At 60.2% G+C, this 12,284-nt stretch carries 11 protein-coding genes; 7 read left to right on the forward strand and 4 right to left on the reverse strand.

Translation table 11 applies throughout. The annotated features are described in order from the left end of the window. Nucleotides 1-7: 7 nt before the first annotated feature. Complete coding sequence (locus tag P8A24_RS03775; RefSeq protein ID WP_278059889.1) at nt 8-841, forward strand: SDR family oxidoreductase; 834 nt, start codon at nt 8-10, stop codon at nt 839-841. Nucleotides 842-965: 124 nt separating this feature from the next. Beyond that, on the forward strand, nt 966-1,787 hold the full coding sequence (gene nadE, locus P8A24_RS03780; protein WP_278059891.1) for an ammonia-dependent NAD(+) synthetase: 822 nt from the start codon (nt 966-968) through the stop codon (nt 1,785-1,787). A gap of 195 nt (nt 1,788-1,982) precedes the next feature. Here the strand turns inward: nadE and P8A24_RS03785 are convergent, their stop codons facing one another. From P8A24_RS03785 to P8A24_RS03795, 3 genes are all read right to left on the reverse strand, one after another. Beyond that, nucleotides 1,983-2,654 carry a response regulator transcription factor gene (locus P8A24_RS03785; RefSeq protein WP_278059893.1) on the reverse strand — a complete coding sequence of 224 codons (672 nt, stop codon included), beginning with the start codon at nt 2,652-2,654 and terminating at the stop codon, nt 1,983-1,985. Nucleotides 2,655-3,010: 356 nt separating this feature from the next. Continuing rightward, nucleotides 3,011-3,730 carry a sensor histidine kinase gene (locus P8A24_RS03790; RefSeq protein WP_278059896.1) on the reverse strand — a complete coding sequence of 240 codons (720 nt, stop codon included), beginning with the start codon at nt 3,728-3,730 and terminating at the stop codon, nt 3,011-3,013. A gap of 31 nt (nt 3,731-3,761) precedes the next feature. Next, a complete protein-coding gene (locus P8A24_RS03795) occupies nt 3,762-4,463 on the reverse strand; it encodes a DUF559 domain-containing protein (RefSeq protein WP_278059898.1) in 702 nt (233 codons plus the stop codon). Nucleotides 4,464-5,268: 805 nt separating this feature from the next. Between P8A24_RS03795 and P8A24_RS03800 the strand changes: the two genes are divergently transcribed. The 5 genes from P8A24_RS03800 to P8A24_RS03820 all read left to right on the forward strand — a co-directional run bounded on the left by P8A24_RS03800 (nt 5,269) and on the right by P8A24_RS03820 (nt 9,985). After that, nucleotides 5,269-6,054 (forward strand): ABC transporter ATP-binding protein, encoded by a 786-nt coding sequence (locus P8A24_RS03800; RefSeq protein WP_278059900.1) that lies wholly within the window; start codon nt 5,269-5,271, stop codon nt 6,052-6,054. Continuing rightward, a complete protein-coding gene (locus P8A24_RS03805) occupies nt 6,051-7,451 on the forward strand; it encodes an FtsX-like permease family protein (RefSeq protein WP_278059902.1) in 1,401 nt (466 codons plus the stop codon). Before P8A24_RS03800 ends, P8A24_RS03805 begins: the two co-directional genes overlap by 4 nt. A 104-nt stretch (nt 7,452-7,555) precedes the next feature. Continuing rightward, nucleotides 7,556-7,894 carry a hypothetical protein gene (locus P8A24_RS03810; protein ID WP_278059904.1) on the forward strand — a complete coding sequence of 113 codons (339 nt, stop codon included), beginning with the start codon at nt 7,556-7,558 and terminating at the stop codon, nt 7,892-7,894. 136 nt (nt 7,895-8,030) lie between these two features. Next, nucleotides 8,031-8,480, forward strand: coding sequence for a hypothetical protein (locus P8A24_RS03815; protein WP_278059906.1), 450 nt, complete (start codon nt 8,031-8,033; stop codon nt 8,478-8,480). A gap of 80 nt (nt 8,481-8,560) precedes the next feature. Beyond that, the gene (locus tag P8A24_RS03820) at nt 8,561-9,985 is read left to right on the forward strand and encodes an MDR family MFS transporter (RefSeq protein WP_278059908.1); all 1,425 of its coding nucleotides are present in this window, start codon (nt 8,561-8,563) and stop codon (nt 9,983-9,985) included. 24 nt (nt 9,986-10,009) lie between these two features. Here P8A24_RS03820 and P8A24_RS03825 read toward each other — a convergent pair whose 3' ends face one another. Next, on the reverse strand, nt 10,010-12,199 hold the full coding sequence (locus tag P8A24_RS03825) for an alpha-galactosidase (RefSeq protein WP_278059910.1): 2,190 nt from the start codon (nt 12,197-12,199) through the stop codon (nt 10,010-10,012). Nucleotides 12,200-12,284 lie beyond the last annotated feature (85 nt).

A 12,284-nucleotide genomic window follows, 5' to 3' on the forward strand; every position in this document is an offset into this window, starting at 1 on the left:
AGGAAAAATGGCAGGAAAACGAGTACCCATTAGAGGAGCCCGAGTCCTCATCACCGGCGCCGCATCCGGAATCGGGCGGCTTATGGCCAAAGGCGCGGCCGAACGCGGGGCCCGCGAAGTGTTCCTGTGGGACCTCAACGGCGAGGCCGCCCAGGCGCTCGCACGCGAAATCGGAACCAACTTCGCCGGGCTCCCCAGCGCAACACGCGCATCGGCCTCGGCCATCGACGTCACCGACTCGGCCGCCGTCACCGCACTCGCCAAGGAAATCGGCCACGTTGACATCGTCATCAACAACGCCGGCGTCGTCACCGGCAAACCGCTCCTTGAGGCGAGTGAGGCGCAGATCCGGCGCACATTTGACGTGAATGTCCTCGCGCAATACTGGGTGACCCGTGCGTTCCTCCCCGCAATGCTCGAACGCGACCGCGGCGCAATTGTGAACATCGCGAGCGCCGCCGGCCTCGTCGGAGTAGCAAAACAAACCGACTACTCAGCCTCCAAATTCGCGTCCTTTGGCTTTACAGAATCGCTCCGCGCCGAGCTCTCTAAAGCCGATTCGCACGTCCACACCCTCGTCGTCGCCCCGTACTACATCGACACCGGCATGTTCGACGGCGTCCGGACCAAATTCCCTGCTCTGTTGCCGATCTTGAAAGAAGCGGACGTCGCGAGAAAGATCCTTGACGCCCTCGAATCAGGCAAACACCAGCTCGTCATGCCACCCTTTGTGAAACTCCTGCCTGCGATGCGCCTGCTACCACCGCGTGCATTCGACGCCGTGTGCAACTTCTTCGGTGTTAACACAACCATGGATAACTTCGTCGGACGCAAGAGCTAGGCGCTGCGATTGCTGCTCGCGCGCCGCCGTCGGGACGGCTCACGGCGAGACTCGCGCGCCGGCGTCGGGACGGCTCACGGCGAAACTCGCGCACCGGCGACGGGAAGGGAAGTAAACTAGCCGCATGCGTGAACTACAGCGAGAAATCATCGAAAAACTCGGCGTGAAGCCGAACATTGATCCCGCCGCGGAAGTCGAGGCACGTGTGCAATTCCTCGTCGACTATGCACGATCTGCGCGGGCAACAGGCTTCGTGCTTGGAATCTCCGGGGGAGTGGACTCCACCCTCGGCGGCCGCCTGGCACAGATGGCGGTCGAAAAGATGCGAAGCGAAGGCGATGATGTCGCCTTCGTCGCCGTGCGCCTGCCGTACGGGGTGCAGGCCGACGAGGCCGACGCCGCCGCCGCGATGGACTGGGTCGCCGCCGACCACGAGGTGACCCTCAATATCAAGGAACCCACGGTAGCGCTCGAAGCCGCATACGAAGACGCCATGGAAATGGACATCTCAGATTTTAACCGCGGCAACGTCAAGGCACGAATGCGCATGATCGCGCAGTACGCGATCGCTGGCGACGCCGGACTGCTCGTCATCGGTACCGACCATGCTGCCGAGAATGTGACGGCATTCTTCACTAAGTTCGGCGACGGTGCTGCGGATCTACTGCCGCTCGCAGGGCTCAACAAGCGTCAAAATCGAGCACTACTGAAGTACCTGGGGGCACCCGAGCCCCTATGGGCGAAAGTGCCAACTGCCGATCTGCTCGATGGGAAACCGCTACGCACAGACGAAGACGAGCTGGGCCTCACTTATGATCAGATCGACGACTACCTCGAAGGCAAAGAGATCGATCTGGCGGCTGCCGAGAACCTCGAAGCCAAATGGATGCGAGGGCGCCACAAGCGCACCGTCCCGGCGACGCCCGCAGACACCTGGTGGCGCTGAGGTGACACAACATCTTGGCCGTTGCCTCGCTCTTCTGCCTGAAGCTGGGGTCGGAGCGGGCATTCGTTGCACACGCGCCAGTATTCGCCGTGCTGACGGCAACCGCACCGAATGTCGGCCAGGCGCGTGATCGCCGTCGGCGGGCAGAGGATCACTTTCGAACGTAGGTCCGCCTGCGCCGTCGGCCATCGAGGATCAGTTCTGGCCAGTTGCTGTGAGATAGGCGAGCACAGCACGCACCCGCCGGTTTTCTTCGCCCGGTGGCAAGCCGAGCTTCGTGAAGATGTTCGACACGTGCTTCGACACCGCGGCGGAGGAGAGGAAAAGCGTATCTTGGATTTCCGAGTTCGACATGCCTCGCGCCATCAGCTCGAGCACCTCGCGCTCTCGCGGCGTAAGTTGCGAGAGCGCATTCATCGAGCCACGGATCAGGCCGGCGGCAACGTCGGGGTCTACGACCATGCCGCCAGCCGCCACCATATTGAGTGAGGCCACGAAGTCCGATACCTTCGATACGCGTTCTTTGAGGAGATAACCGATCCCTGCCTTCCCGCGATCGGGCGATACGAACAGCGACGCTGCGTATGCGGGTGCAACGTATTGTGAGAGAACCATGATTGCGAGCTGCGGATAGCGCTCACGGAGCTGGGCGGCTGCGCGCAAACCGTCGTCGGACATCCCCGGTGGCATGCGAACGTCGGTGAGGAACACATCCACCTGCTCGCCGGCGTCGAGGAGGGCGCCGACACGGGAGACCGCGCTCGGGGCGTCTTCAGCGAATCCGACGACCTCGAAACCCACACGTTGCAAGATCCCTGCGAGCCCTTCACGCATCAGCGTGGCATCGTCGGCAATAAAAATTTTCACAGCGTTCCTCTCCGGGATTCTCCCAGGGTTCGTCTCCAGGCGATCTGTCGGGGCCTCTGCCAGCTGAATCCCTAACCGATTTTAGTGCAATTACGAGGATCGGTTCTGCTTTGGGTCGCAGCTCCCCAGATATGCACCAAACCTCGACTCGTGGAAGGTAGCCAGCGCGCCAGCGTACGCTTCAGTCCTCAAAGGTCTGTGTTGTTGACAACCCGCGGCTGATCTCCAGTCAACCGATTTCAGTGCGATTGTTGGGATCGAAGGTGGTGTGTGTGGATGGGGTGGCGGATCTGCACCAAACTTTGTCGAGTGGAAGGTGACAAGTCAACCAGCCTGTTTATCTGTGTCTAGTGAAGCTAGGCGTTGGGCACTCCAGATTCGCCGCGCCGTAACAAAAGCGGGATCGTCGCGCGTAGCACCGTTGGGCCACCCGCAGGTGAGGAGAGCTCCAGTTTCCCGCCGAATGCGGCGAGTCGTTCCCGCAACCCTGCCAGCCCGTGCCCAGGTGTAATCGTTGCCCCACCTAGCCCGGTGTCGACGATCGAAATGTGGAGGTCGTCGTCGGCGGCGAGGACGACGGTTGCCGTGGCTTGAGGAGCATGTTTTGCGGCATTCGTCAGCGCCTCGGAGACTAAAAAGTAACCAGTAGCGATGATGCCTTCGGGCATGGTCGGCAGGGAGTGAGGAACTCGAACCTGAACGGGAATTTCGGCGCGCTCCGCGACATCGCGGATCGCCTTTTCCAGCCCGAGATCGGACAGCACTTTAGGGTGGACGTTGTTGACAGTTGCGCGGATTGCGGCGAGGCCTTCAGCGTTAGCCTGCTGGGCACGTGCGAGAACGGCAGGGAGATCGGCAAGTGCGGGCGGTAGGGTGCCGGCAAGTTGGATGATTAACTCTGCTTCGCCGAGTGCCATCCCGGTCGCAACGACGAACTGCTGAGCTCCGTCGTGAAGATCACGTTCGATACGTCTGCGCTCAATCTCGAAAGCGTGCACGATCTCGCGCCGCGATTCCGTCAGCTCTGACAGCTCACGTGCAATATTTCGTCGATGTTTGTTGAACCAGCCGAACATGCTCTCCAGTGTATCGGCTCAGTCTGAGGACTTATGCGAAGATCGAGTAATGATCAGTGAGGTCAAGCAGCCGGCGTTGATGCCGGCGTGAGCGGACAATGGCGCGAAGGACGCCTTTCGTGTGGCGCCAATCCGTCCATATTTGCTCGAAACTTAAACGCAGTACCTCAAATCCGCGAATCGCCGCTTCAAGATCGCGCCTCCTGTCAGTGAGATATCCGGATTTTGTGGCGTGATAGGCTGACGAATCCGCTTCGAGGATCAGGTGTTTCCCGAGCCGGAAATCGGCTCGATAATCTGCAGAGAACTGAAATTGCTGGTCAAACTTGATTTGCTCTCGGATGAAGAAGAACTTGAGCCGCGTCTCTGAACCAGAGCCGGATCGATCGTCAACGAAGCGCAAAAGACGAGCGCGCCGTTTTGGCAGACGACGGATGATCGCGTGAACTTCGTCCATCGACGCTTTGCCCTGTGCGAGGGCGCTTTCAAGCACAATCGCAGCAGTTTCAGTTGAATGCCAACGGGCGACCTGTTCCAGAACTTCCACCAATGGAGGAACGAGCCGGTTACGGGGATACTTCCAACGGCGGATCGTCGCTTGTCCGAATCGTGGGCGGCGGGTGCCGGGCCGCGTCGAGACCTCAGTTGGGTGCCGCCCCGGCGGAACCCACAGTTTGTAGTATTTCGCCGCGGTGAGCCCGGCAATCTGCAGGTGGCGGCGTGCCACCTGCATGAGGAGCCCATTGGCTTGGGTATCACACCACAGGCCAGGGCACACTTTTCGGAGTGTTCCCTGGCTGATTGCAACTCGGAGCGCGGTGCGGGTTCGGTAGCCACGCTTAAATAGCGTCGTTCGTGAATAAAAGCCTTTTTCCATGGAACTAGCGTTGCGATTTTACCGGTTGCATGGGGAGGGCCAGCTCGAGCCTGTGGATTCAAATGGTAGGCCGCATACCTGTGGACAACTTTCGCGCGTGCTGAGCACGGGTTCGCTCTGCTAGGCGGTGTGTCGGTTCGCTTTTAGTGCATATTCCGCGATCGGTGGTGTAGAGGATAGCGGGTGGCGGTTTGCGCACTAAACATGGTCGCGAGCAGGAATTTTGGGAACGGGAGACTTCTCCTCGGCCGGGAAACTCTTCGAGAACGGAGGGGTACGGACAGGCGTGTGAAAGTAGTTGGCAAGAATCGTCCGACCGTTTTTAGTGCATATTCCGCGATCGGTGGTGTAGAGGATAGCGGGTGTCGGTTTGCTCACTGATTTTGGTGACGGGAGGGGTGGGCCGAGTGCTGGCAGTGCTGAGAGAGCGAGGAAATGAACGATGCCGGTGGGTTGAGGACACGGGTGGGTTGAGGTTGAGGACACCGGTGGGTTGACGACGCCGGTGGGCCGAAAATGGTGCCCGGCTGGAAACGCCGGAAGCATGCCCTGTCAGCCAGGATCGGGAACACTGCCGTGGAATGAACAGTAGAGCTAGCTCTACCCCAAGTGTGGAGTTGGGCCGATTCCGCCCAGCTCCCACCTGCGGTGAAATAGAACTATGAACACGATGAATCTCCGCGGTCGCGGTCTGAAGAAAATGTATGGCCCCGTTCATGCCCTCGCTGGTGTGGACATCGATATTCCCCAGGGCGAGCAGGTGGCGATTATGGGCCCGTCGGGCTCGGGTAAATCCACGCTCCTGCACGTGTTGTCGGGCATTCTCACGCCTGATCAGGGGACGGTTGAGCTCGGCGAGACGACGGTGTCGAAGCTATCCGATGCGAAGCGTTCGGCGCTCCGACGCCGACAGTTGGGTTTTGTTTTTCAAGACGGTCAGTTGGTTCCGGAATTGACGGCGCGTGAGAACGTGGCTTTTCCGCTCTTGCTTGAGGGTGTGAGTAAGGCGAAGGCGCTCGCAGAGGCGGAGAATTGGTTGGGCCGGCTTGGTGTGGCTGACCAGGCTCGCAAACGTCCAGGTGAGATGTCGGGCGGCCAGGCGCAGCGCGTAGCGATTGCGCGAGCGCTCGTTCATCGGCCAGCGATTTTGTTTGCGGATGAACCCACTGGCGCGCTCGATCAGGCGACAGGCCACGAGGTGATGCAGATTTTGACGACGACGGCGCAGATGAATGGCACCACGCTTGTTGTCATCACGCACGATGCGAAGGTCGCGGCGTGGTGCCAGCGTTTGGTTGAGATTCGTGATGGCTTGGTGCATTTTGACGGCCCTGCCGCCCGCGCCGACGCCGGTGCCCGTCTCGCGTCCGACGCCGGTGCCCGCCGCGCTGCCCCTGGTACGCACGTTGCCCAGCCTGGCCAGATGGATGAGTGGGGTGCGCGATGAAGACTCTCTCGCTTGCCAGTATGCTGGCGAAGGCTCGTCTGCAAACACGCACGGGCAATGCGCTCCTCGATGTTTTTGCGGTGGTGGCGTTTGCTGTGTCGAGCTGGCTCACGCTGACCACTCTCGGTGGCGTGTGGATGTTTTACAACAATCAGGCGGCAATTGATGAGGCTTTCGCCACGCGCTATGGTCTGGAAGATTTCATGGCGGGTTCGGGTGGCATGTATTTTGGTCTATCGGTGATTGCGCTTGCGTTGCTGACGATCCCGCTCTTGTCGCTGGGGGCTGCTGCAGCCCGTCTCGGGGCGAATGGCCGTGAGCGCCGGCTCGCCTCGCTACGACTTGTCGGCATGAGTGCGCGCCAGGTTGTGGGGATGTCGGTGTTCGAGTCGATGATTCACGCAGCTCTCGGTTTTCTGGCGGGGCTTGCGATCTATGTGGCCTCGTTGCCGGCGTGGACAGCGCTTTCCTTTGGAACCGTTCAGATCACGGTGTCGTCGATGACGTTGCCGTGGTGGGCGTTGCTTGGTACGTTTGCCTTGATTGTTGCGATTGCGGTCGTGTCGACGGCGGTGGGTTTGGCGAATGTGTCGATCTCGCCGTTGGGTGTGGCTCACCGTGTGACGCCGGCTGCGGTGCGCGCCTGGCGCATGGTCGTGTTCGTTGTTGCGCTTGTGGCAGTGCTTTACTTTTCGCAGAGCCGTGATCGCGCTCGCGATGTTGAGGTGACGCAGTTGATCACGTTTGCGGCGATTATCATGATGCTTTTTGGGGCGGTTGCCCTGGTGGGTCCGTTGTTTATCCAGCTGACGATGCGTCCGCTTCTTGCGGTTGGCAAGCCGGCGTGGCTCCTTGGAATGCGGCGCGTGTTGGGCAATTCGCGTGCGGCGTGGCGCAATATTAACTCGGTGGCGCTGATGGGGATGGTCGCCACGATCACGCTAACTCTGGTGTCGTTCAACGTGGCCTCGAGTGTGAAGAATACGTCGGCTGATCTCATGCTGTCGCAGATCGCGTCGGACATTTCGAAGGGTGTGGTGATTGCGTTCGCATTCGCGGTGGTTTTGGGTGCGGTTTCGACGTTGGTGCATCAGGCTTCGGATGTGTTTGACCGCGCCGATGAAGCTCGAGCACTTGTCCAGCTGGGTACTCCGCTTGGGGTGTTGATCCGGGCACGTTTCGTGCAGGTGATGGCTCCGATGGCCGCGTTGATGTCGATCCTCCTGGTAGTGGGCTTTCTTCCGGCACTGGCTCAAGGGGGCGGGGTCAATCTCGGCAACCTTAAGACTTTGGGGTTCATGGTCATCATTGGCGTAGTTCTGACCTTCGTTTCGGTGCTCGTGACTGTTCCGATTCAGCGCCAGGTGGTGTATGCGCGGGTGCGTAAGAATGACTAGCCTTCGGTTGTAATACTGCGAGTGGGCGGCGGATTGATCCGCCGCCCACTCGTCGCGTTCTGCCCGCGCGGCTAGGATGATGTGGAGAATAAGGCGTGGAGGGCATGTTGGATATTGATTTTGCGAACCTGACTCGCGTGGACGCGGAGCGCTTAGCGCTTGCTGGCGAGCTTGTGAAGTTTTTCCTGTACCCTCGCCGGTTTGGCGGCACTGAGGAGGAGGCGGATTCGCGTTTTCTAACGCCTGAAGCTGCTGCAGCCAAAGCGAAGTTCGACGACGCCGTTGGTGCGCGTTTCGACGACGGCCGGATTACGGGCTACATGGTGAGGGCTTACGACGTGGGGGAGTCGCCGGTTCCCCGAATGATTAAGTTGATTGCGACTTCCCGTGGGGTTCCGATTTTCGTGCAAGAGGTCTCTGTCTGGTCTGCGGGTGAGCGCTGACGCCGGTGTGCCTTTGGGCTATTCTGAGTTGAGGTTTTCGTTCAATGAGGTGAGAGATGGATCGACGCACACGGTCTCGTCATCATTCCGCCAACGGCCTATTGCCTGATGTGGATGGTGATCGCACGCGCGCAACATGGAAGGATTTTTCGTTGTTAGCGCTGATCGCGGGGTTAGTGTTGGTTGCTGGGCTGATGCTAACGAACGTGTGGATCACCGCCCGGCGCGCGGTGATGGTTCGCCCTGTGGATTTTGCGTGGGGCTTGGCGGGGGACGAGTTTCTGGCGATGGTGTTGGTGGGGCTCCTCATAGTTGTTTTGTTTTGTTGTTTTGGAGCACAAGCGGATTTGTTCCGTGGTGGCATTCGTTCGCGCCGGGCGTTGGGGGAGGTGGCATCCTCTTTATTCAAGCACTGATCAATGTGTGGGCGAACCTGGAAACAGCCCCGTGGAGTTCGATGGTGGAGGATTCGAAGTTTGCAATTTTGACCTTTGTCGCGTGCTCAACACTTGGTTTTTTGTGTTGGGCGTTCCGGGTTGCGTGGCGTCGTGCTGGAAAAGATCTGATTGAACGCGAAGAAGAGTAACCCTCCAATGAAACACAGCATGCTGAATAATGTGAGACACGCAACGGAATATAGTTGAAAACAAAAGTATTATTGGGAGTATGAGAACGAACGACTCCTGGTCGCCACTGCGCGACGAAAACACGCCGGTGCTCTTCGCACTGATGCTCGCAAACGCGCTTATCGCAATGGACGCGACGATTTTGGCGACCGCCGTACCGTCTGTGATCAGTGATCTGGGAGAGTACTCGCGGTTCCCGTGGCTGTTCTCAATCTACCTCCTCACGCAGGCAGTGACTGTTCCCGTCTATGGCAAGCTCGCTGACATGCACGGGCGCAAGCCCATTCTCGTTTTCGGAATTGTCGTGTTTCTGCTCTCGTCTGTCTCTGCTGGCTTCGCTACCTCGATGACATCGCTCATCATCTCGCGCGCGATCCAGGGCGTCGGTGCTGGCGCGGTCGGCCCGATGGCGATGACGATCCTTGGCGATATCTACACGCTCGAGCAGCGAGGAAAAGTCCAAGGCTACATGGCGAGCGTTTGGGCAGTGAGTTCGGTGATCGGCCCGCTTCTTGGCGGCTTCTTTGCGGAAGTTGGCGCCTGGCGCGGGATTTTCTTCGTGAACGTTCCTTTTGCGCTCCTCGCCCTCATTCTCGTGTGGCGCAAGTTTGCCGACGTCGGTGAGCACCCCTCGCGCAGGATCGATTACCTCGGTGCCATCACAATGACAGTTGGCCTGACGTCGCTCGTGCTTGGAATCCTCGAAGGCGGAATCGCATGGCCGTGGCTGTCGTGGCAGACGGGAGTCGCTTTCGGCGTCGGTGTCGCGCTTCTCGCGCTGATGGGTGTGATCGAACCCCGCGCAGAGGAGCCCGTGGTGGAGTTCCGACTGATGAAGAAACGGCTGATCGTGGCGACCTCGCTGACCATGGTCTCCATCGGTGCGCTGACGGTTGGAGTGACAAGCTTCGCCCCGAACTTCCTTCAGCAAGCCACCGGGATTTCGCCGATTCTTGCTGGCCTCGCCGTCGCTGCGATGACCCTCGGGTGGCCGCTTGCCGGTGGCAATTCCGCAAAGCTCTACCTGCGTCGCGGCTTTCACCGAACGATCCGGCTCGGCGCAGTTATCGCTCTGATAGGTTCAATCCTGTTAGCCGTGACAGTCCACTGGCCCAGCGCCTGGTTCGTGGCAGGGTTCGCATTCATTCTCGGGCTCGGTCTGGGGTTTGCAACCGCACCATCGACGATTGCTGCACAGAACTCGGTGGGGTGGAACCAACGAGCACAGGTCACCGCAATCAACACTTTTGCGCGCTCAATCGGAAGTGCGGTTGGCGTGGCGGTCTTCGGAGCGGTGTCGAATGCAGTCCTCGGCTACTATGGTGGCCAAGCAACGCCCGCATCCGTGACGGCATCAACGCAGGCAGTGTTTATTGGTGTCGTCCTCGGCGCGCTCGCAATGCTTGCCGGTGCGTTGCTCACGCCGAAGGACGAGCCTGTCGTCAAAAAGGTTCACCTCAGTTAGACAACGGCCCTCGACCCTCCCTCCTCACTGGCGTCCAGCTCGCCCATCGCACACCAGTGCCACGGCGTCGACCTCGAGGAGAACCGCATTCCCGGGGAATACGTGCTTCGAACGCAAACCCCAGTCGGTGAGAACACGGCCCGGAACCTCGATGCCCTCGTCGTTCCACCAGGCGGGTGCCGGTCGACCGACGTCGGAATCGCTGTAGCGCGCCGCGCCCCCAAGCGGGCGCACGCGATACACCAGCTCAGGGCGTAAACCCGGCAACTGGATCGGAGCGATCGGATAGTTCGCCGACGTCGCAAGCTGGGTCACGGCGTAGACCGCATGCTGACAATCAACGCTCACTACGCCGTCAACAGTCACGGACGGGTCGGAACTATCCCCATGCACCGCGTTCATCGGTGCTTCGATCAGCTCACGATGTAGCGCTACCCACTCGCGAGCCAGCACCCTCTCGAAATCGCTCATCCGAGAAATATCCATCTCGAACCCGAAACCGTAGCAGAACGCGACAGCGGCGCGCGTCGTCAACGTTGTCGTCCGGTTCGTCTGATGCGACGGCGACGCGGCCACATGCGCGCCAATCATCTCCGGTGGGACAAGCAACGAAGTGTAACGCTGGATCGTAGCCCGCTCGACCGGGTCCGTGCAGTCCGACGCCCACACTGAACTCGCGATCGCCATCGCAGCCAGGTCCACTCGCCCGCCACCAGAAGCGCAATTCTCAATCACGAGCTGCGGGTGAGCAGTGCGAAGCTCGCGCACCAGACGGTAATAGGCGAGTGTCTGATCGTGAACGGCCGGCCGGCCTGTCGCCGGGGAAATCGCCTCCGTGATAAACCGGTTGTGATCCCACTTGATGTAGTCGATGCCCAGTTCTCCAATAAGGGTAGAGATCCTGTCAAAGAGATAACTGAAGGCTCGCGGGTTCGTTAAATCGATCACATACTCGTGGCGGCCAGGAAGCGGCAAACGATCGGGGCTCGGGCGCAACACCCACTCAGGATGGGCACGCGCAGCACCGGAATCGAGCGAAATCATCTCTGGCTCGAACCACAAGCCAAATTCCATACCAAGCGAGTGAACGCGCCCCGCGATCTCCTCGAGCCCATTCGGCCACTTCTCGGTACTCACATACCAATCACCAAGGGCTTGGAAATCGTTCGAACGGCCCACGAACCAGCCGTCGTCGACAACGAAACGCTCCACGCCAGTCTCCGCCGCAGTTTGAGCCAGAGCGAGCAACGTTCCAGGACGCTGGTCAAAATACACCGCCTCCCACGTGTTCAACGTCACCGGGCGGCGCAACTCGCGCCCCGGCGTCATCGCATGCAACGCGCGGATGTGCGTGTGGAACTGGTGTGACACCTCGTTCAAACCGTGCCCAAACCCGCCGTACACGCGCGGGGACGTGTAGCTGGCGCCCGGCTCGAGCACAACCTCTCCCGGGTAGAGCAACTCGCTGCCGCCGATGAGGCCCGCCGAGTAAGGAGTGCGCAACGCGAAGTGCTCTACGTTGCCACTCCAGGCGACGTGGCTTGCGTACACTGCGCCTCGCGTAAAACCGAAGCCCGGCGTCCCTGCGATCGTCATGAAGCCAGAGTTGAAGTCCGGCCGGCCCATCCAGGACTGCTGGCTGTGTAACCCCTGCGAAAATTCGGACCGGATCGGGGCGCGTTCACGCAGGTGATGGCCGCTAAACGTGAGCAGCTCGCTCGCCGACGACGGCACCGGGAAAGCGAGCCGGAGCTGGACCACTTCGAGCGGTTCTGCACCCGTGTTTGTCAGCTTTGCCTCTTGCCAAGCAAGCCCGCCCTTCTCCAGCGCAATTGCGTAGTGCAACTCGACGCCGTCGGCGTCGGCGGTTAACTCGTACCTCGACTCGGTGGCGGCAGCCTCGCGGACAGTAAACGCGGGGAAAACCGCAATGCCGTCGCGGCGCAACATGAGGAACGGCGCGCCGCTCCAGCCTTCGGCCTGGTGAGGAAGAATCGAGGGGATCTCTGCGCGGTCGATTCCGGCGTTGATCAGCTGCGGTGATTGGGACGCAAGGAGCGCAGGGTGCTCCAGCGGGAGGTCCTCGCCCCAATACGTGATCACGGGAAGCGCGCTTGTCGGCGAAAGGACGATCGCCGGGCGCACTGATGGAACGCCGACGGGATGCGGCGAATGTGGGGCACGAATGATGACGTCGTTGTGCATCGTGGCCATGATTTTCTCCAAGAAAGACGAAAAAATACGAGTTGGGGGAGCCGGCGAGCGTCACTGATCGCGGCTTGGAACCCACTCACCACCC

The organism is Arcanobacterium wilhelmae, assembly GCF_029632765.1.
Classification (GTDB): domain Bacteria; phylum Actinomycetota; class Actinomycetes; order Actinomycetales; family Actinomycetaceae; genus Arcanobacterium; species Arcanobacterium wilhelmae.

Bases quoted from the DNA above. Each gene is read 5' to 3' on its own strand.
- nadE (WP_278059891.1), top strand. From the start codon at position 966: ATGCGTGAACTACAGCGAGAAATCATCGAAAAACTCGGCGTGAAGCCG.
- P8A24_RS03790 (WP_278059896.1), bottom strand. From the start codon at position 3,730: ATGTTCGGCTGGTTCAACAAACATCGACGAAATATTGCACGTGAGCTG.
- P8A24_RS03800 (WP_278059900.1), top strand. From the start codon at position 5,269: ATGAACACGATGAATCTCCGCGGTCGCGGTCTGAAGAAAATGTATGGC.
- P8A24_RS03815 (WP_278059906.1), top strand. From the start codon at position 8,031: ATGGAAGGATTTTTCGTTGTTAGCGCTGATCGCGGGGTTAGTGTTGGT.
- P8A24_RS03775 (WP_278059889.1), top strand. From the start codon at position 8: ATGGCAGGAAAACGAGTACCCATTAGAGGAGCCCGAGTCCTCATCACC.
- P8A24_RS03810 (WP_278059904.1), top strand. From the start codon at position 7,556: ATGTTGGATATTGATTTTGCGAACCTGACTCGCGTGGACGCGGAGCGC.
- P8A24_RS03795 (WP_278059898.1), bottom strand. From the start codon at position 4,463: ATGCAGGTGGCACGCCGCCACCTGCAGATTGCCGGGCTCACCGCGGCG.
- P8A24_RS03805 (WP_278059902.1), top strand. From the start codon at position 6,051: ATGAAGACTCTCTCGCTTGCCAGTATGCTGGCGAAGGCTCGTCTGCAA.
- P8A24_RS03820 (WP_278059908.1), top strand. From the start codon at position 8,561: ATGAGAACGAACGACTCCTGGTCGCCACTGCGCGACGAAAACACGCCG.
- P8A24_RS03825 (WP_278059910.1), bottom strand. From the start codon at position 12,199: ATGGCCACGATGCACAACGACGTCATCATTCGTGCCCCACATTCGCCG.